17 protein-coding genes are annotated in these 18,980 nt (G+C 70.5%); 14 read left to right on the top strand and 3 right to left on the bottom strand.

The features are described 5' to 3' along the window. The first annotated feature begins 285 nt into the window (after window positions 1–285). The 4 genes from OUY22_RS17690 (at window position 286) to OUY22_RS17675 (ending at window position 4,744) form a co-directional block, all read left to right on the top strand. Window positions 286–3,393, top strand: a complete 3,108-nt coding sequence (locus OUY22_RS17690) for a sensor histidine kinase (RefSeq protein ID WP_270156101.1) — start codon at window positions 286–288, stop codon at window positions 3,391–3,393. Next, window positions 3,393–3,815 carry a roadblock/LC7 domain-containing protein gene (locus OUY22_RS17685; protein ID WP_270156100.1) on the top strand — a complete coding sequence of 141 codons (423 nt, stop codon included), beginning with the start codon at window positions 3,393–3,395 and terminating at the stop codon, window positions 3,813–3,815. The genes OUY22_RS17690 and OUY22_RS17685 overlap by 1 nt, the downstream gene beginning before the upstream one ends. Before the next feature lie 67 nt (window positions 3,816–3,882). After that, window positions 3,883–4,191, top strand: coding sequence for a DUF742 domain-containing protein (locus OUY22_RS17680; protein ID WP_270156115.1), 309 nt, complete (start codon window positions 3,883–3,885; stop codon window positions 4,189–4,191). Continuing rightward, window positions 4,172–4,744, top strand: a complete 573-nt coding sequence (locus tag OUY22_RS17675; RefSeq protein WP_270156099.1) for a GTP-binding protein — start codon at window positions 4,172–4,174, stop codon at window positions 4,742–4,744. The genes OUY22_RS17680 and OUY22_RS17675 overlap by 20 nt, the downstream gene beginning before the upstream one ends. Before the next feature lie 12 nt (window positions 4,745–4,756). On the opposite strand, the gene OUY22_RS17670 is transcribed toward OUY22_RS17675, so the two are convergent. After that, on the bottom strand, window positions 4,757–5,722 hold the full coding sequence (locus OUY22_RS17670; protein WP_270156098.1) for an SIS domain-containing protein: 966 nt from the start codon (window positions 5,720–5,722) through the stop codon (window positions 4,757–4,759). After that, a complete protein-coding gene (locus OUY22_RS17665; protein ID WP_270156097.1) occupies window positions 5,719–6,840 on the bottom strand; it encodes a hypothetical protein in 1,122 nt (373 codons plus the stop codon). The genes OUY22_RS17670 and OUY22_RS17665 overlap by 4 nt, the downstream gene beginning before the upstream one ends. Before the next feature lie 143 nt (window positions 6,841–6,983). Here OUY22_RS17665 and OUY22_RS17660 point away from each other — a divergent pair, with 143 nt between their 5' ends. The 4 genes from OUY22_RS17660 to OUY22_RS17645 are packed head-to-tail and all read left to right on the top strand — an operon-like array spanning window position 6,984 to window position 10,785. Continuing rightward, on the top strand, window positions 6,984–8,102 hold the full coding sequence (locus OUY22_RS17660; RefSeq protein ID WP_270156096.1) for a polyamine ABC transporter substrate-binding protein: 1,119 nt from the start codon (window positions 6,984–6,986) through the stop codon (window positions 8,100–8,102). Between the two features lie 2 nt (window positions 8,103–8,104). Further along, entirely contained in the window at window positions 8,105–8,971 is an 867-nt protein-coding gene (locus tag OUY22_RS17655) for an ABC transporter permease (RefSeq protein WP_270156095.1), read from the top strand. After that, the gene (locus OUY22_RS17650; RefSeq protein WP_270156094.1) at window positions 8,964–9,749 is read left to right on the top strand and encodes an ABC transporter permease; all 786 of its coding nucleotides are present in this window, start codon (window positions 8,964–8,966) and stop codon (window positions 9,747–9,749) included. Before OUY22_RS17655 ends, OUY22_RS17650 begins: the two co-directional genes overlap by 8 nt. Beyond that, a complete protein-coding gene (locus tag OUY22_RS17645; RefSeq protein ID WP_270156093.1) occupies window positions 9,736–10,785 on the top strand; it encodes an ABC transporter ATP-binding protein in 1,050 nt (349 codons plus the stop codon). The genes OUY22_RS17650 and OUY22_RS17645 overlap by 14 nt, the downstream gene beginning before the upstream one ends. Here OUY22_RS17645 and OUY22_RS17640 read toward each other — a convergent pair. Next, window positions 10,779–11,417 (bottom strand): TetR/AcrR family transcriptional regulator, encoded by a 639-nt coding sequence (locus tag OUY22_RS17640; RefSeq protein ID WP_270156092.1) that lies wholly within the window; start codon window positions 11,415–11,417, stop codon window positions 10,779–10,781. The two genes, OUY22_RS17645 and OUY22_RS17640, sit on opposite strands and share 7 nt — an antisense overlap. Before the next feature lie 94 nt (window positions 11,418–11,511). Here OUY22_RS17640 and OUY22_RS17635 point away from each other — a divergent pair, with 94 nt between their 5' ends. The 6 genes from OUY22_RS17635 to OUY22_RS17610 form a co-directional block, all read left to right on the top strand. Then, on the top strand, window positions 11,512–12,783 hold the full coding sequence (locus OUY22_RS17635) for a glycosyltransferase (RefSeq protein WP_270156091.1): 1,272 nt from the start codon (window positions 11,512–11,514) through the stop codon (window positions 12,781–12,783). A 30-nt stretch (window positions 12,784–12,813) separates the two neighbouring features. After that, window positions 12,814–14,211: an aminobutyraldehyde dehydrogenase gene (locus OUY22_RS17630; RefSeq protein ID WP_270156090.1), complete on the top strand. Its 1,398-nt coding sequence runs from the start codon at window positions 12,814–12,816 to the stop codon at window positions 14,209–14,211. A 264-nt stretch (window positions 14,212–14,475) separates the two neighbouring features. Further along, window positions 14,476–17,604, top strand: a complete 3,129-nt coding sequence (locus tag OUY22_RS17625) for a nitrate- and nitrite sensing domain-containing protein (protein WP_270156089.1) — start codon at window positions 14,476–14,478, stop codon at window positions 17,602–17,604. Beyond that, entirely contained in the window at window positions 17,601–18,023 is a 423-nt protein-coding gene (locus OUY22_RS17620) for a roadblock/LC7 domain-containing protein (RefSeq protein ID WP_270156088.1), read from the top strand. The genes OUY22_RS17625 and OUY22_RS17620 overlap by 4 nt, the downstream gene beginning before the upstream one ends. Window positions 18,024–18,040: 17 nt before the next feature. Then, window positions 18,041–18,448: a DUF742 domain-containing protein gene (locus OUY22_RS17615; RefSeq protein WP_270156087.1), complete on the top strand. Its 408-nt coding sequence runs from the start codon at window positions 18,041–18,043 to the stop codon at window positions 18,446–18,448. Further along, a partial coding sequence (locus OUY22_RS17610; RefSeq protein WP_270156086.1) for a GTP-binding protein occupies window positions 18,429–18,980 on the top strand: 552 nt, incomplete at its 3' end. The genes OUY22_RS17615 and OUY22_RS17610, both read left to right, overlap by 20 nt.

Below are 18,980 nucleotides of genomic sequence, written 5' to 3'. Positions count from 1 at the left end.
GCATCTGCGGTGTTACGTCCCTGGAGCGTTCCAACCTCGCATTCATGGACATACTCGGGCGTAATGCAATATTTCTCTCCTTATGGGCTTCATAAGTGAGGCCCCAGGTTCTATGCTCATGCGTCACACTGCTTGACTTATGTCGCGTTATGGTCTGATGGCTGGCCTGACGCGAGTGTGTGGCAATTACCCGGGCTTGCACGAGATTTGCCAGAGATCATGAAGGTCCTGCATATACGCCGATGCAGGGCATTTACGCCGATACAGGGCGAGAGGTTGCGTTCGGTGAGTACAGAGTTAGCAGAGCGGCCGCCGGAGGAAGGCAGGTGGCGGCTGCGCAACTGGCGGGTCCGCGCCCGGCTGGTCGCCCTGATCCTGGTGCCGACAGCCGCGGCCGTCCTGCTCGGCGGGGTCCAGGTCATGGCCTCGAACGGGGCGGCGGCCGACTACGCCCGCATCAACCAGCTCGCCCGGCTCAGCGAACAGGTCGGCGGCCTCACGCACGAGATCTCCGGGGAACGCGCCAGGCTCTCCTGGTACATCGCCCGCGGCCGGCCCCGGGCCCAGCTCCCCGACGTGCGCGCCCAGATCGGCAGGACCGACGCCGCCATCCGCGAGCTGCGCGGAACCGCGAACACGCTGCTCGGCGGGGTCACCGGCCGCACCGCCGACCAGATCGAGAACATGCTCAACCGGTTCGACGACCTGGGCGGGCTGCGCGACCAGGCCATCGAGGCCGACCTGCTGCCCGCCGCGGCCGTCGAGCTCTACACCACCGTCATCAACGACCTGCTCTCCATCCACAACGAGCTGATCAGCGGCAGCCAGGACGACGAGCTGTTCCGGCAGACCCGCATGCTCGACGCGCTGGCACGGGCCAAGGAGAGCGTCTCCCTCCAGCAGGCCCTGGTCACCACCGCCCTGGCGGAAGGCTCCTTCGGCCAGGAGCAGCTGAAGACCTTCCTCGGCGAGCTGTCCCGTGAGGAGAACCAGCGCGAGGCCTTCGCCGAGGAGGCCACCGCGGACGAACGCCGCTTCTTCGACGAGACGGTCAACGGCCGCTCCGCCGACGACATGCTGTTCCTGCGCGAGCTGGTGCTCATCCGGGCCACCGCCGGGCAGACGCTGCGCGGGCTCAACCTCGCCGACCGCGACGACGCCGGACAGTGGTTCGAGGCGTCGGCCACCGTCATCGACGCCCTGCGCGCGGTCGAGCAGCGCCAGGCGGCCGGCATCCTCGGCCGCAGCGAGTCGCTCAGCTCCGCCGAGCAGCAGCGCGCGTACGTGATCGCGGGCGCGGTCATCGCCCTGCTCGTCGCCGTTCTGGCGATCACCACCGGGGTGGCCCGCTCGCTCGTCCGCCCGCTGCGCCGGCTGCGCGCCGAAGCCCTGGAGATCGCCGGCAGGAGGCTGCCGGAGTTCGTCCAGCACCTGCGGGAGTCGCGCGACGGCGCGGTCAGCGCCGAGGTGCCGCCCATCGGCATCTTCTCCCGCGACGAGGTCGGCGAGGTGGCGCGGGCCTTCGACGAGGTCCACCGGGAGGCCGTCCGGCTGGCCGGCGACGAGGCCCGGCTGCGCGCCAACGTCAACGCGATGTTCGTCAACCTCTCGCGCCGCAGTCAGACGCTGGTCGAGCGGCAGCTCACCCTCATCGAGCGCCTGGAACGCGGCGAGCGCGACGACGACCGGCTGGCCGACCTGTTCAAGCTCGACCACCTGGCCACCCGCATGCGCCGCAACTCCGAGAACCTCCTGGTCCTGGCCGGCCAGGAGGCCGCCCGCAAGTGGAGCCAGCCGGTCGAGCTCATGGACGTGGTCCGCGCCGCGCTGGGCGAGGTCGAGAGCTACGACCGCGTCGGCATCCAGGTCCAGTCGGACGCCGCCATCGCCGGGCAGGCCGTCAACGACGTCGTGCACCTGCTCGCCGAGCTGATCGAGAACGCCGTGTCGTTCTCCTCGGGCGACACCAAGGTCGTCATCTCCAGTAGCCGCATCGACGGCGGCGGGCTCATGGTCGCCGTCACCGACCAGGGCATCGGCATGAGCCCCGAGGAACTCGCCGAGGCCAACTGGCGCCTGGCCAACCCGCCGGTCGTGGACGTGTCGGTGTCGCGCCGCATGGGCCTGTTCGTGGTCGGCCGGCTGGCGCTGCGGCACAGCATCAAGGTGCAGCTGCGCCGCCAGGACGTGGGCGGGCTCACCGCCATGGTCCTGCTGCCCGAGATGCTGCTCACCCCGGTCCCGGGCGCGGCGGCCACCGGGACGCCGTTCCCGCCGGCCCCTTCGGCCCAGGAGCCGCCGCCGTTCGCGCACGTGCCCATGCAGGCCAGCACCGCGCACCCGGGCATCGGCCATCCGTCCATGCCGGGCACGGCCCACCCGTCGATGGACCCGCCTTCCGAATCGTCCTGGTTCAGCTCGCCGCACACCCACTCGGGCGACCACGTACGCGACTTCACCTCCGACGCCGGCCCGCGCGGCTTCCTGCCGGAAGGCGAGCCCGGCGCCGCGCCACGCGGGTTCCCGCAGGACGGCGGGTTCGGGCCAGGCTCCCGTGACTTCGCCCCGGACGGCGGGTTCGCGGCCGGGTCGCGTGGCTTCCCTTCCGAGAGTGGCTTCGGGCCGGGATCGCGCGGCTTCCCTTCCGAGGGCGGGTTCGGGTCGGGGTCGCGTGACTTCGCCTCGGACGGTGGATTCGGGTCGGGGTCGCGTGGTCTCGGGCAGGGCGGCGGTCACGGCGGAGAGTTGCCGCGCCGACTGCCCGCAGACAACGGGCTCGCGGCAGGCGGACTGCCGCGCCGCCTGCCTCCCGAGCAGAGCGGCCCGCCGGCCGGACCGCCGTCCACCCACGGTGAGTACGCGCCGCTCCACGCCTCCGTGGAGCCCGCCCCGGCGGCGTCGAGCTGGTTCACCAAGCCCGCCTTCTCCGACCCCGTCTCCGACCCCGTCTCCGACCCCGTCTCCGACCCCGTCTCCGACCCCGTCTCCGACCCGGCCTCCCACGCGGCCCCCGACCCGGCGGGCTCCCCGCCCGAGCCGGACGCGGCCCGGTCGTCGGGGGACTCGTGGTCGGCGCAGGGTGACACCGCCGCCATCCCCAAGGTCGACCAGTCCGCGCCGCCGCCCGCTCCGGCCCAGGCAGGCACCTGGTCCTCGCCCGCCGACCAGGGCTGGCACGCCGCCGGAGCGGCCCGCGAACCGGCGCTCGGCGGGCTGACCAGCGCAGGGCTGCCCAAGCGCACCCCGAAGGCGAACCTGGTTCCCGGCGCCGCCGCTCCGGCCCCGCCGCCGGCGCCCGCCCCTCCGGTGTCACCCGACCGACTCCGCAACAGGCTCTCCAGTTACCAGCAGGGCGTGCGCAAGGGGCGCGCCGAGCTCGACGAGGAGGACTGATGAAGGATCTGAGCCAGGCCGCCAGGGACGTCAACTGGCTGGTGTCCAACTTCGTGGAGGAGGTGCCCGGCGCCGCGCACGCCGTGGTCGTCTCGGCCGACGGGCTGCCGATGGCCTTCTCCCGGGGCTTCCCGAAGGACCGGGCCGACCAGCTGGCGGCCATCGCCGCCGGGCTGGTCAGCCTGACCCAGGGCTCGGCGCGGGTCTTCGAGGGCGGCAAGGTGGTGCAGACCCTGGTGGAGATGCAGCACGGTCTGCTCCTGGTGATGTCGATCAGCGACGGATCCTGCCTGGCGGTGCTGGCCGCCCCCGACTGTGACATGGGCCTGGTGGCCTACCAGATGACGATCCTGGTGGAACGTGCGGGACAGGTGCTCACGCCCGACGTGCGCGCGGAACTGTCGGCCGTGCGACCGTGGTGATGGGAGTTGGACGTTGGCATCGTGGCATGGCGGCGAGCCGGAGCCGGAGCGCAGCTCACTGGTCAGGATGTACGCCGTCACCGGCGGCCGTACGCGCAGCGCGCTCGCGATGGAGGCGCTCGTGTCGTCGGCGACGTCCATCCAGCTCGGTCACACCTACACGCGGGAGTACCGGCAGATCAGTGAGCTGTGCCGGCAGGTGAGGTCGGTCGCGGAGGTCTCCGCGCTGCTGGCGATGCCGCTCGGCGTGGCGCGGGTGCTGGTCTCCGACATGGAGGCGGAAGGGCTGGTCAGGGTGTACCAGCCGCAGCTTGACGCAGGCAAGCCGGACAGGGGCCTGCTCGAAAGGGTGCTCAGTGGACTTCGCAGGCTCTAGCCCGGGGCTCACCTCGACGAAGATCGTCGTGGCGGGCGGGTTCGGCGTGGGCAAGACGACCTTCGTGGGGGCGGTGTCGGAGATCATGCCGCTCACCACGGAGGCGGTGATGACGGACGCGTCGGCCGGGGTGGACGACGTGTCGCTCACCCCGAACAAGACGACCACCACGGTGGCCATGGACTTCGGCCGGGTGTCGCTGGACCGTGACCTGATCCTCTATCTGTTCGGCACGCCGGGCCAGCACCGGTTCTGGTTCATGTGGGACGACCTGGTGAAGGGCGCGATCGGCGCGGTGGTGCTGGTCGACACGCGGCGGCTGGCCGACAGCTTCCCGGCGATCGACTACTTCGAGGAGGCCAAGCTGCCGTTCGTGGTCGGGCTCAACGGCTGGAACGGGCAGTTCCCGCACGTGGAAACGGAGGTGCGCGAGGCGCTCACCCTCGCGCCGCACATCCCGATCGTCCGCACGGACGCCCGCAGCCGCGAGGCGGTCAAGGCGACGCTGATCACCCTCGTGGAGCACGCGCTGACCGTCCGCACGGTCCGCTGAGCGGGGACTGGCCTACCGGGCCTGGGCCGACCACCAGGAGGCCGCCACCAGCTCCGCCACCAGGGTCTCCGTCAGCAGGCGGACGTCCGGGTCGTCGTCGTGCGCGTACCGCACCACGGCGGTGGCGTCCTTCACCTCGGCGCCCACGGCGACGACCGTGGACCCGCGCTGACGTACCCAGTCCATCGCCTGCTCGTCGTAGCCGGAGCCGGGGAACAGCAGCGCCCGGTAGGACAGCGTCTTGGTCAGGTAGACGTCGACGTGCGCCCAGTCGCCCGTCTCGCAGGCGTCGGCCTGCCTGCGCGGGCCTTCGCGGACCATGAGCGCCGACTGCTCGGCCGAGGAGAGCCGCTCGGCCGGGGCGATCGTGTAGACGCCGTGCGGCCCGTCCAGCAGCTCCAGCACCGTCGGCAGCCAGTCGTCGCGCCGCTCCAGCAGGTCGGACGTGGCCTCGGCGGCGCGCCGCACGAGGGCGGCCACGTCCGCGCGGGCCCCGGTCAGGCGCGCCTCCAGGGCGAGCAGCAGGGCGAGCGTGTGCTGGAACGTCCGGCACGCCACCCCGCCGCGCTCCTCGCCCGCGCGCATCGGGATCACCGCTCGCGCGGCCCGCGCGAGCGGGGAGTCGGGCGCGTTGGTCAGGGCCATCAGGTACGAGGGCCCGTCCGCGTACCGCGCCACCGCGTCCAGCGTCTCCCGGCTGCCGCCCGTCGCCGAGATCGGGACGACCAGCGTACGGGGGTCGGGCGGGAACGTCGCGGCGGCCGAGGCGTACTCGGCCCAGGCGTCCACCCCGGCGGCGCGCAGGCGCAGCGCGGCGACCCCCGCGGCGTACCGGGAGCTGCCCATGCCGAGGAACAGCACCCGTCCGATGTCCTCGGGGAGCTCGGCGAACGGGTCCGCGGCGTCGAGCGTCCCGGCCAGTTCGGCGAGGGCGGCGGGCTTGGCCTCCAGGTCGGCCAGGAAGAGTTCGGGGTTCACGCTTTCTCCATCCAGGTGCGCAGCACGCCCATCGGGGCGTACCGCCAGCGGGGCAGGTGGCGGGCCGCGTAGATGAGCTCGCGGCATTCCTGCTCCACTTCGAAGGGCCGGATCAGGGACTTGTCCAGCAGGTCGGGACGGCCGTTCTCGGCCAGGCGGGCCTCGTAGGCGCCGAGCATGCCGGCCTTGGCCTCGGCGGCCCAGCTCGCGGCCCGCTCCGGGGCGGTGCCGCGGCGTCTGACCGCCACCTGGGCGACGTGCTCGATGCTGGTGGTGAGCTGGGCGACGTCGCGGGCGGCCGGCTGGTACGGGTCGGCCTCGGCGACGGTGGGGTTGCCGTCGAAGTCGATGACCGCGTAGCCGTCGCGCCAGCGCAGGATCTGGCCGACGTGCAGGTCGCCGTGGATGCGGATCATCGGGGCGGCGGTCGGGGGCGGCGTCAGCTCCGCCCGCAGGCGGCCGGCCACGGTCCGCAGCCAGGCGCCGTCGGGGCCGTCGGTCAGCGCCAGGGCCTCGTCGAGCGCGTCCTCGGCGCGCCGGGCCTGGTCCTGGACGCGGGCGTCCCCGCTGCGGCCGGTCGGCTCCCCGGGCAGGGTGGCGAGCGTAAGGTGGAGGTCGGCCGCCAGGGTGCCCAGCGCCGGGGCGAAGGCGGTGTCGGCGGACTCGGCGGCGTCCACGCACCAGGTCCAGCCGTCGGTGGCGTCCGGGAGGTAGCCGGTGACGAGGGCCAGCACCCGGGAGCCGGCCAGCAGGGCGGCGTACGGCGGGGCGGTGTGCGGGAAGCCGGTGCGGGCCAGGTGGGCCAGGACGTCCAGCGCCGGGTGGGGGAGCGGGACCGGCGGTGTGAGCCATTTCACGACGATCTGTTCGGCCACGACGACCGAATAGTTCGTCTGATCCACATGAGGGGCGAAATCCCGCTCGCCGGGGCCCCCGATGTGACAGTCGGCCGGTTCGTACGACAAGCTGGGCAACGGCAGGAAGCGCCGGACCTCGAAGGGCGCCGGCACCTCGTCTTCCCACATGCCCAGCAGGGCCGCCGTGAGGCCGCGGTCCCGTTCTGTGAGCGGCTTCTCACGCAGAGACAGCAGCCGCTCCCAAATTGAATCTGAGTTCAACACTTACATCAAACTTCCAGGTAGCAATGTACGCCAAAGTCTTGCTCATGTTGATTTATGCTGCAACACTCTCGGTCTGGTCTGCCGTGCCCGGTTGGTCGCGCGACCCCCCGTACAACGCACATTCCTAAGGAGTAGCGGCCGTGATCCGAACCCGGCTCACCCGTCGTCTTCCGGCTGCCGCACTGGCTGCCGGCCTCGCGCTCGCCGTCGCGGCGTGCGGCGGTGGATCGACCGACAGCGCAGAGACGGCACAGCAGGCAGCCGCCCAGCTCGACCCCAACGCTGACCTGACCAAGCAGTCGCTCACGGTGACCGTGTGGGACGGTTACACCCCCAAAGAGCTGCAGGACATGGTCAAGCGGGATCTGAAGATCTCCAAGCTGGACGTCACGCTGCACGACACCAACGAGGTCGCGATGACCAAGCTGACCGCCGGCGGCGACAGCGGCATCGACGTGGCCTTCGTCTCGGGACAGTACGCCCAGGCGCTGAACGAGCAGGGTCTGCTGGAGCCGATCCACGCCGAGCTCATCCCCAACCTGGCCAACCTGTACCCCGAGGCCACGCAGCTCGCCTACGACAAGGGCAACAAGTTCTCCGTCCCCTACACCTGGGGCACGACCGGCATCTGCTACCGCAGTGACCTGGTGAAGCAGGAGCCCACGAGCTGGAACGACATCCTCAAGCCGCCGTCCTGGGCCGAGAAGAAGGTCACCATGATGACCACCGAGCGCTGGCTGGCCCTGCCCGCGCTCAAGTCGCTCGGCTACTCGGTCAACACCGACAAGGACGACGAGATCGCCAAGGCCAAGGAACTGCTCATCGAGGCCAAGCCGCGCCTGCTGGCCTACGACGACCTGACCTTCGGCGACCGGCTGATCAAGGGCGAGGCCGTCATGGCCGAGGCGTGGGACGGCTGGTGCCCGACCACCGACGAGAAGCAGAACATCAAGTTCGTCGTGCCGAAGGAGGGCAGCGACCTCTGGGTGGACACCATGGTGATCATGAAGACCTCCAAGAACAAGGAGGCCGCGCACGCCTTCATCAACTACATCCTCAGCCCTGACGTGCACCGCTGGGCCGCCGAGAACATCAACTACATGGTGCCGAACAAGGCCGCCATGGACAAGGTGAAGATCGTCCCCGGCTCGCTGCTCGGGACCAAGCCGGCCGACCTGCTCAACGGTGAGTCGATCATCGACATCGGCCAGGCGAGCACCAAGTACGGGCGTCTCGCGGCTGAGATCAAGGCCGAATAGGTGTGAAGGACAAGCCAGGAACCCGGTCGGCGTCCCTCTCCCGAGGGCGCCGGCTGGGCGCGTTCGTGTTCCTCGCGCCAGGGCTGGCGTACCTGGTCGTGCTGCTCCTGGTGCCGCTGGCGCTGGTGCTCAGCTACACGGTCTTCCAGCGCGGCCGGTTCGGCGGAGTGGTCTACGAGTTCACCACGGAGAACTTCACCCGCCTGTTCGACTCGCTCTACCTCCGCGTGGTCGTCGACTCGCTGGAGATGGCCGGCCTGGCGACGCTGCTCGCGCTGCTGATCGGCTACCCGACGGCCTACATGATCGCGCGCCTGCCGCGCACGTGGAAGACGGTCGCGCTGGTCGCGGTCGTGCTGCCGTTCTGGACGAACTTCATCATCCGGGTCTACGCCTGGATCATCCTGCTGAGCCCGGAGGGTCTGATCAACGGCTGGCTCCAGGCGTTCGGGATGGGGCCGTACGAACTGCTCTACAACAAGGGCGCGATCGTCCTCGGGCTGCTCTACTCGTACCTGCCGCTGATGGTGCTGCCGCTGTACGCCGCCATCGAGAAGCTCGACCCGCAGCTGCGCGAGGCGTCGGCCAACCTGGGCGCCTCGCCGTTCACCACCTTCCGCAAGGTCACGCTGCCGCTGACGGTGCCCGGGGTGCTGACCGGCTGCCTGTTCGTGTTCGTGCCGAGCTTCGGCAACTTCGTCATCCCCGAGATGCTCGGCGGCGGCAAGTCGGCCATGGTGGGCAACCTGATCCGCAACGAGTTCCTGTCGGTGCGCGACTGGCCGTTCGGCTCCACGCTGGCGCTGGCGGTCATCCTGGTGCTGATCGTGCTCCTGGTCGTGCAGGCGTGGGTGACGCGCCGTGCGTAGATCAGGGTGGCTGCACATCCCGTTCTGGGCGACGTACGTGTTCCTGTACGCGCCGATCGTGGTGCTGGTCGTCATGTCGTTCAACTCCGGCGAAACGGCGTACACGTACGAGGGGTTCAGCCTCAAGTGGTACGGCGAGCTGGCCGCCGACGAACGCGTCATGAGCGGCCTGGTCAACACGCTCATCGTGGCCACCGGCTCCACCGTGATCGCCACCGTGCTGGGCACCATGCTGGCCGTCGGCCTGGCCCGCCACTCCCGGTCCAAGACCCTGGACGCGCTGGCGCTGATGCCGGCCGTGCTGCCGGACCTGGTGCTCGCGATCGGGCTGCTGCTCTTCTACGGGCTCATCCAGCTCACGCTCGGGCTGTACTCGGCCGTGCTGGCGCACGCGCTGTTCTCGATGGCGTTCGTGGCGGCGGTGGTGCGCACCCGGCTCACCGGCGCGGACACCTCCCTGGAGGAGGCCTCGCGCGACCTGGGCGCCGGCCCGGTGACCACCTTCATGAAGATCACGCTGCCCCAGCTGGCCCCCGGCATCGTCGCGGGCGCCCTGCTGGCCTTCACGCTGTCGCTGGACGAGTTCGTGATCGCCTTCTTCACGATCGGCAACACCGAGCAGACGCTGCCGATCGTCATCTACTCAATGATCCGTTTCGGGGTCACCCCGGAGATCAACGCGCTGGCCTCGATCCTGCTCCTGGTGAGCTTCACGGCGGTGATCGCCGGACAGCGCCTTACCAAGATCGGGGAAAGGGTTCCGCGTGCTCAAGATTGACGGCGTCAGCCGCAGGTTCGGCGACGTCACCGCGCTCGACGACGTCTCCCTGGAGATCGGCCAGGGCGAGTTCTTCGCCCTGCTCGGCCCGTCGGGCTGCGGCAAGACCACGCTGCTGCGCATCATCGCCGGGTTCGAGACGCCCGACAGCGGCACGGTGACGCTCGACGGCGAGGACCTGCTGGGCAAGCAGCCGAACCGGCGGCCCATCAGCCTCATGTTCCAGTCGTACGCGCTGTTCCCGCACATGACGGTGGCGAAGAACGTCGCGTACGGGCTGGAGCGCGAGAAGCTGCCGCGCGCCGAGATCAGCAAGCGCGTCGGCGAGGTGCTGGAGACGGTGGGCCTGTCGGCGCTGGGGAACCGCAGGCCGAACCAGCTCTCCGGCGGCCAGCGCCAGCGCGTCGCGCTGGCACGGTCCATCGTCAAGCGCCCCCGCCTGCTGCTGCTGGACGAGCCGCTGTCGGCGCTGGACAAGAAGGTTCGCGCCGACATGCAGCTGGAGCTCAAGCGGCTGCAGCACGAGGTCGGCATCACGTTCGTGGTCGTCACGCACGACCAGGAGGAGGCCATGTCGCTGGCCGACCGCATCGCGGTCTTCGACAGCGGCAAGGTGCGCCAGGTGGACGAGCCGGTCGCGCTCTACGAGCGGCCGCGCACCCGCTTCGTCGCCGACTTCGTCGGCGCCAACAACCTGTTCGAGGGCACGGTCGGCGCCGGCGGCGAGCTGGTGACCGAGGACTTCGGCGTGCTGCCCGGCACCCCGGCCGAAGGGCTGGAGCAGGGGGCGAAGGCGCTGCTGGCCGTCCGGCCGGAGCGGGTCGTGCTGATCGGGGCCGAGGAGTCGCGCGGGCTGAAGGGCTCGGTGCTGGACGTAAGCTTCTACGGAGGCGTCTCGCACATCTCGGTGGAGGTCCCCGGCCGCGACCGGCCCGTGCTGGTGGCCGTGCAGGGCGCCGGAGAAGTGCGGCCGGGCGCCGACGTCCGGCTCGACTGGCGGGCGGGCGAGGCGGTCATCATCCCGGTGGATCAATGAATCAGATCGTTGCCCGTCACCGTCCGCGCGTACGACAGGATCAGCTCCGCGGCCTCGTCGGGGCCGATGAGCGGGTGCCGCGCCGTGATCCGGTAGCCGTACGCGTCCTCCAGCGCCACCAGGTTGCGGGAGATCGTCAGCGGGTCGGTCGTGAGGGTGAAGACGCCCAGCGCCGCCCCTGTGTCCAGGATCGACTGGTACATCGACACCTGCCGGTCGTACAGCGAGGTGAGCAGCACCCCGTAGACGCGGTTGCGGCCGGCGGCCCCGCCCATCTCGTTGAGCAGCCGCACCTCCGGGTCGAGCGGCCCTGTCGGCAGCCCCGAGCGGATCGTCAGCACCAGCTTGGCGACCGGGTCGGTGAACGCGGCGATCTGTCGCAGCCGCTGCTCGTAGAAGCGCTCCATGCCCGCGTGCTGCGCCTCGACCAGCAGCTCGCTCAGGTCGGGGTAGTGGTAGAGCACCGCCCCGGAGGTCAGCCCGGCCTCCTCGGCGACGTGCGACAACTGCACCCGGTCGATGCCATGCCGGATGATGGCCCGTCGCGCCGCCTCGATCAGGTCGACACGCCGGTCACTGCGGCTCTTGCGCTGGGCCATCTTCGCCTTCGCTTCCGAGAGTTGGCTGAACATTCAGGAACCCGTGACCATAGTGCCCTGAAGTTGACCTTCACGCCAGATGAGTATTTGAATTCCCCTTCAAAAAGCTAAATCCCGCGGAGTGCTCATGTCTCTCACCATTCTGTTCATGCCGGAAAGCGCCTACGGCCCGACCAACAACAGCGCCGGCATCGGCGACATCCTCCGCCGCCGCGGCCACCGCGTGGTCTTCGCCGCGGAGGCGTCGTGGAAGGGCAAGCTGGAGGCCCTCGGCTTCGAGGAGGACCTGGTCGACCTCGCGCCCCCGGCCGACGAGGAGCAGGACGCCGGCCAGTTCTGGAAGGACTTCATCCGCGACACCGCCCCCGAGTACCGCAAGAGCACCCGCGAGCAGCTGGAGACCGTCACGGCCCCGATCTGGAAGGAGCTGATCGACGGCGCGAAGTACTGCGAGCCGCAGCTCAAGCAGATCATCGAGCGGGTCCAGCCGGACGTCATCGTCGAGGACAACGTGCTCACGTTCCCGGCGCTGCTCACCGCGGGCAAGAAGTTCGTCCGCATCGTCTCCTGCAACCCGCTGGAGGTCCGCGGCCAGGACATCCCGCCGGTCTTCTCCGGTCTGCCCGCCGACGACCGCTCCGAGTGGGAGGCCTTCCGCGCCGAGTACGACCGCACCCACAGGGAGATGTGGAGCGCCTACAACGAGTGGTGCGTCGAGCAGGGGACCTCGCCGCTGCCCGACCTCGACTTCATCCACGAGGGCGGCCTGAACCTGTACGTGTACCCGGAGATCCTGGACTACACCGACGCCCGCCCGCTGGGCCCGACCTGGCACCGGCTCGACTCCTCGGTGCGCGAGACCGACGAGGACTTCGAGCTGCCCTTCGAGCGCCGCCAGGGCGCCTCGCTGGTCTACTTCTCGCTCGGCTCGCTCGGCTCGGCCGACGTGGGGCTGATGCAGCGGGTGATCGACGTGCTGGCGACCACGCCGCACCAGTACGTGGTCTCCATGGGCCCGCTGCACGAGGAGATCAAGCTCGCCGAGAACATGTGGGGCGCCGAGTTCCTGCCCCAGACGAAGATCGTCCCCCAGTGTGACCTGGTCATCACGCACGGCGGCAACAACACGACGACCGAGGCGCTCCACTTCGGCAAGCCGATGATCCTGCTGCCGCTCTTCTGGGACCAGTACGACAACGCCCAGCGGGTGCACGAGCTGGGCTATGGTGTCAGGCTCTCGACCTACACCTTCACCGACGAGGAGCTGACGGGGGCGCTGGACCGCCTTCTCGGCGACGCCGAGCTGCGGGCCAGGCTGGCCGCCGCCGGCGAGGAGATCCGCCGTCGTGACGGCCTGCGCAAGGCCGCCGACCTGATCGAGGAGTTCGGCCGCAGCTAGGCGGCCGGGACCGGCAAGGAAAGTAAGTTCATGCGTACGTTGATCAACCCAGCCACCGGCGCCGTCTGCGCCGAGGTGCCGGACACTCCCGTGGACGCCGTCGGCGCCGCCGTCGAGCGGGCCAGGACGGCCTCCGCGGAGTGGGCCGAGGCCACGCCCGCCGAGCGCGCCAGGCTGCTGCTCAAGGTGGCGGACCTGGTGGAGGCCGAGGCCGAGGAGCTGACCAGGCTGGAGGTCGAGGAGACCGGCAAGCCCGCGGCCGTCTTCAGGGACGGGGAGCTGCCCTTCCTCGCCGACAACCTGAGGTTCTTCGCCGGGGCCGCCCGCTCGCTCGACGGCACCGGGGCCGGGGTCCTCAGCTCCGGCTACACCTCGGTCCTGCTGCGCCGCCCGGTGGGGGTGGTCGGGTCGATCGCGCCGTGGAACTTCCCGCTGGTCATGGCCGTCTGGAAGGTCGGCCCCGCGGTCGCCGCCGGCAACGCCGTGGTGATCAAGCCGGCGCCCCAGACGCCGCGCACCACGCTGCGGCTGGCCGAGCTGTTCGCCAAGGCGGGCGCGCCCGCCGGGCTCGTGCAGACGGTCACCGGCGGCGCCGAGGTCGGCCAGGCGCTGGTCACCGACCCGGGGGTGGACATGGTGAGCGTCACCGGCTCCACCGACACCGGCCGGGCGGTCATGACCGGCGCCGCCGCCACGCTCAAGCGCGTCCACCTGGAGCTCGGCGGCAAGGCGCCGGCGCTGGTCTTCGAGGACGCCGACCTGGCCGAGATGGCGCACGGCGTGGCCATGGGCGCCACGTACAACACCGGCCAGGACTGCACCGCCGCCACCCGCGTGTACGTGGCGCGGGAGGTCTACGACGAGGCGGTGGAGGCGCTTCGGGCAACTCTTGCCCACATCACCGCCGGCGACCCCTGGGATCCGGCGACCGACATCGGCCCGCTGATCTCCGAGGCGCACCGGGAGCGCGTGCACGGCTTCGTGGCGCGCTCCGGCGGCCGGATCGCGCACGGCGGGGCGCCGGTCGACGGGCCGGGCTTCTTCTACCCGCCGACGCTTGTGACCGATGTCGCACAGGACAGCGAGATCGTCCAGGGCGAGCTGTTCGGGCCGGTGCTCGTCGCCCTGCCGTTCGACGGCGAGGACGAGGCCGTCCGGCTGGCCAACGACACCCGGTACGGGCTCGCCTCGTCGGTGTGGTCGCGGGACGTGGCCCGCGCCATGCGCGTCTCACACCGCCTGGACGTGGGGGTGACCTGGGTGAACGACCACCTGCCCATCGCCAGCGAGGCGCCGCACGGCGGCGTCAAGGGAAGCGGGTTCGGCAAGGACATGAGCCAGGAGGCCGTCCTGGAGTACGCGGTGACGCGGCACCTCATGATCAAGCACGCGGCCCCCGCCGAGCGGGACTCTTTCAGGCCAGCGTGAATCCGTGTGCGGCGAAATGTAGCCCAAAACACCTACTTGGGTGCATTTGATGGGATATGTTCGGTTGGCCGATCTGGTACGGAGTGTGTTCCAATTACCCAGCCCAGCACAATCCCACACGCCACACACGTGTCTGATTTTTCGAGCACGTACGGCGAGAGGTAGCGAGAGTCAGTGAGGACGGAAAACCCCAAGCACACGAGGCCGGGGGACAACACAGGCGGACGTTTCCGGCTGGCCAACTGGCGCGTGCGCTCAAGGCTGGTGGCGCTGATTCTCATCCCCACGCTCGTGGGTGTGCTGCTCGCCGGCCTTCAGCTGGCGAGCGCCGTCGGCACCAGCACCGAGTACCGTCGCGTGACCCAGGTCGCCGAGCTCGCCCAGCGCGTCGGCGCGCTCGTGCACGAGCTGGGCAAGGAACGCACGCTCACCGCCTGGTACATCGCCGACCGCCGCCGCCCCGTGCGTCTCGCCCAGCTCCGCACGCAACGTGGAACGGTCGATACCGCGGCGAAGCGGGTGATCGACGCCGCGAGCGTCATCGACTCCTCGCACGCGCCGCGCGTACGCTCCGACGTGGAGAACATCACGCGCTGGCTCAACGGCCTCGACGGCCTGCGCGCCTCGATGAGCGCCCAGAACGTGCCGCCCCGCGCGTCCATCAGCACCTTCTCGACCATGATCGAGGTCCTGGCCAACCTGCAGAACGGTCTGGGCGCCGGCATCGGCGACGACGTGCTCCAGGGTGACGTGGCCGCGCTGACGGCCCTCCAGCGGGCCAAGGAGGAGGTCTCCCGCCAGCAGGGCATCCTGGTCGTCGCCCTGGTCGAGCGGAAGCTGGACTACGACGACCTGTCCGACTTCCTGGGCTCCTGGAACCGTCAGCAGTCGGAGCTGGAGCGCTTCGAGCAGGAGGCCGGCGCCGCCGAACGGCGCGCCTACCGCCAGGCCGTGCGCGGCCCGCAGATCGACCGGGCCGACGCCATGCGCCAGCGCGCCCTGGCCCAGCTGCGCGAGTACTCCACCATCCGGGACCTCGACGTCACCACCAGGCGCGACCTCAACCTCTGGTACGAGAGCACGCTGCTGGCCGCCAACGCCATGCGCAAGGTCGAGGACGGCCTGGCGACCAAGGTGGTGACCCAGACCCGGGAGCTGAGCGACGCCGAGCAGCGCAACGCCATCATCTCCGGCGCGACCATCCTGATCCTGCTCCTCCTCGTCCTGGTGATCACCAGCCGGGTGGCCGGTTCGCTGGTCCGCCCGCTGCGCCGGCTGCGCGCCGAGGCCCTCCAGGTGGCCACCACCCGGCTGCCGGAGACGGTCCGCATCCTGCGGGAGGGCGGCGAGGGCGCCCAGGTGCCCGACGTCCCGTCGATCGGCATCGACACCCGCGACGAGATCGGGGAAGTGGCGCGGGCCTTCGACGAGGTCCACCGCGAGGCGATCCGGCTGGCCGGCGACGAGGCCAAGCTGCGCGCCAACGTCAACGCCATGTTCGTCAACCTCTCCCGCCGCAGCCAGACGCTGGTCGAACGGCAACTCCAGCTCATCGAGGGCCTGGAGCAGGGCGAGGAGGACGAGCAGCGGCTCGCCAACCTGTTCCGCCTCGACCACCTGGCCACCCGCATGCGCCGCAACAGCGAGAACCTGCTGGTCCTCGCCGGCCAGGAGGCCGCGCGCAAGTGGAGCGAGCCGGTGCCGCTGGTCGACGTGGCCCGCGCCTCGCTGTCCGAGGTGGAGAACTACGAACGCGTCCAGATCCAGATCCCGTCCGGGGTCCAGGTCGCGGGCCCGGCCGTCACCGACACCGTCCACCTGCTCGCCGAGCTGATCGAGAACGCCATCTCGTTCTCCCCGCGCGAGAGCAAGGTCCAGGTCAGCAGCCAGCCCGCCGAGGGCGGCGTGCTGGTGACCATCAACGACCAGGGCATCGGCATGAGCCCCGAGGAACTGGGCGAGGCCAACTGGCGTCTGGCCAACCCACCGGTCGTGGACGTCGCGGTCTCGCGGCGCATGGGCCTGTTCGTGGTCGGCCGCCTGGCGCTGCGTCACGGCATCCGCGTCCAGCTCAAGCAGCGCGAGCGCGGCGGCCTGAGCGCGATGGTGCTGCTGCCCGCGATGCTGCTCATCGGCGGCCAGGGCTCGGTGCCCAACCAGCGCTCCCAGTACGACGCCTTCACCAGCTTCGACCCGGCCAAGTTCGGTTCCGCCGCCGCGTCGGCCAACGGCTCGGTCTTCTCCTCGCCGCCGTCCATGTCCATGGAGACGTCTATGGAGACGTCCATGGAGACGAAGGACGTCCGGGGCGAGAACGCGCCTCTCGACACCCAGTGGCCGGGCACGATCCCGGCGCCCGGTGGCGAGGGCTGGCCGTCGTACCCGGAGCCGGGCAAGCAGGAATGGCCGCCGTTCACCGAGCGGACCGGCGCCGGGCCCCAGGAGGAGCCGCGCTGGCCGTCGTTCGCCGAGCAGCCGCCGGTCCAGGAGGAGCCGCGCTGGCCCTCGTTCGCCGAGCAGCCGCCGGCGCCGCCGGTGCCGCAGGAGGAGCCGCGCTGGCCGTCGTTCGCCGAGGAGCCGGTCGCGCAGCAGGAGCAGCCCCGCTGGCCGTCGTTCGCCGAGGACCCGGTGGCGCGGCGCGACGAGGCCCGGTGGCCGTCGTTCGCCACCGAGCCGCCGCCGCAGCAGCACCGGGAGGAGCCGCGCTGGGGGTCGTTCGGCGACCCGGCGCCGCGCGCGCCCTACGAGGAGCCGGTGCAGTCCTTCGGCCTGGAGCAGCGCTGGCCGTCCTTCGCCGAGACGGTGAAGGCCGCCCAGTCCTACCCGTCGGACGGCGCCTACGACCCGTTCGGGCCTGGCGAGTACTCCTCGCAGGACCTGACCGGCCCGCTCCCCGCGGTGCGCAACTCCCCGATGGAGGAGCAGAGCGAGGAGTTCCTGCCGATCTTCTCCTCGGTGGGGTCCGACTGGTTCCGCCGGCCGGAGTCCGAGCAGTTCCAGCGGAGCGAGCCGGGGATCCGGTCCGTCGCGCCGGTCGAGGAGGCGGAGACCGCCCAGCACGCGGCGATCTCGGACAAGCCGCTGCTGCCGCAGCGCACGCCCGGCCAGTCGGGCGTGAGCGCGTCGTGGTCCTCTCCCGCCGACACCGGCTGGCAGGCCGCCCAGGCGGCGGCCCAGCCCGCGCAGGGCGGCACCACCTCGTCCGGCCTGCCGCGCCGCGTCCCCAAGGCGAACCTGGTGCCCGGTACGGCCAGCCTGGCCGAGCCCGTGGTCACCTCGCCCCCGCCGCAGATCTCTCCCGAGCGGTTGCGGAGCCGGCTGTCGAGTTTCCAGCAAGGTGTACGGCAAGGCCGCGCGTTCACCCGCGGAGATGTGAATGAGGAGGAGCAATGAGAGAGTTGAGCCAGGGAGCGCGTGGCATCAACTGGCTGATCACTGATTTCGTCAACAACGTGCCGGGCGTCGCGCACACCGTCGTGGTGTCGTCCGACGGCTTGCCGCTTGCCTACTCGGAGGGGTTCCCCAAGGACCGGGCCGACCAGCTCGCCGCGGTGGCCTCGGGCGTGATCAGCCTGACGCAGGGCGCGGCCCGGGTCTTCGAGGGCGGGATGGTGACCCAGACCGTCATCGAGATGCAGCGCGGCCTGTTGATGATCATGTCGATCAGCGACGGCTCCTGCCTGGCGGTGCTGGCCGCGCCCGACTGTGACATGGGCCTGGTGGCCTACCAGATGACGCTGCTGGTCGAGCGTGCGGGGCAGGTGCTCACACCGGCTGTTCGCGCGGAACTGCAGGCGGCCCGACCCCGCTAGCCGGGTGACAGGAGATCATGGTGTCAGGTCAGGGTTGGGTTGGTGATAGCAATACTCCGCCGCATCCGTCGGCCCCCCGTCCGCCGAAGTCCAGCTCCCTGGTACGGCCGTATGCCGTGACCGGGGGGCGGACGGCCCCGCGGATGAAGTTCGCCATGGAGGCACTGGTGTCCTCCGTGACGTCCGAATATCAAGACATTTCATTGCTGAGTCCGGAATATCAGGCGATCATCCAGCTGACCAGGAACGTTCGGTCGGTTGCCGAGATCTCCGCCCTCCTCAAACAACCTCTGGGGGTGGTCCGGGTGCTGATCGCCGACATGGCGTCAGAAGGCCTGATCCGCGTGCACCAGCCTGCCCTGGACGCGGGCAAGCCGGACCTCAACCTGCTGGAAAGGGTGCTCAGTGGACTTCGCAGGCTCTAGCCCCGCCCTGACCTCGACGAAGATCGTCGTGGCGGGCGGGTTCGGCGTGGGCAAGACGACGTTCGTGGGAGCGGTGTCCGAGATCCTGCCGCTCACCACGGAGGCGGTGATGACCGACGCCTCCGCCGGAGTGGACGACGTGTCGCTCACCCCGAACAAGACGACCACCACGGTGGCCATGGACTTCGGTCGCGTGTCGCTGGACCGCGACCTGATCCTCTACCTGTTCGGCACGCCCGGTCAGCACCGGTTCTGGTTCATGTGGGACGACCTGGTCAAAGGCGCCATCGGCGCGGTGGTGCTGCTGGACACCCGCCGGCTGGCCGACAGCTTCCCCGCGATCGACTACTTCGAGGAGGCCAAGCTGCCGTTCGTCATCGGCATCAACGGCTGGGACGGGCAGTTCGCCCACTCGGAGGAGGAGGTCCGCGAGGCGCTGTCGATCGGCCCGCAGACCCCGATCGTCCGCCTGGACGCTCGCGTCCGCGACTCGGTGAAGTCGACCCTGATCACGCTGGTCGAGCACGCGCTC

Origin of the sequence: Nonomuraea corallina, from assembly GCF_027620315.1 — a bacterium.
Classification (GTDB): Bacteria; Actinomycetota; Actinomycetes; order Streptosporangiales; family Streptosporangiaceae; genus Nonomuraea; species Nonomuraea corallina.
Note: the sequence above shows the minus strand (reverse complement) of the source record. Positions and strands in the feature narration are given on the sequence as shown.

Bases quoted from the DNA above. Each gene is read 5' to 3' on its own strand.
- OUY22_RS17685 (WP_270156100.1), top strand. From the start codon at position 3,393: ATGAAGGATCTGAGCCAGGCCGCCAGGGACGTCAACTGGCTGGTGTCC.
- OUY22_RS17680 (WP_270156115.1), top strand. From the start codon at position 3,883: ATGTACGCCGTCACCGGCGGCCGTACGCGCAGCGCGCTCGCGATGGAG.
- OUY22_RS17640 (WP_270156092.1), bottom strand. From the start codon at position 11,417: ATGTTCAGCCAACTCTCGGAAGCGAAGGCGAAGATGGCCCAGCGCAAG.
- OUY22_RS17635 (WP_270156091.1), top strand. From the start codon at position 11,512: ATGTCTCTCACCATTCTGTTCATGCCGGAAAGCGCCTACGGCCCGACC.
- OUY22_RS17630 (WP_270156090.1), top strand. From the start codon at position 12,814: ATGCGTACGTTGATCAACCCAGCCACCGGCGCCGTCTGCGCCGAGGTG.
- OUY22_RS17620 (WP_270156088.1), top strand. From the start codon at position 17,601: ATGAGAGAGTTGAGCCAGGGAGCGCGTGGCATCAACTGGCTGATCACT.
- OUY22_RS17615 (WP_270156087.1), top strand. From the start codon at position 18,041: ATGGTGTCAGGTCAGGGTTGGGTTGGTGATAGCAATACTCCGCCGCAT.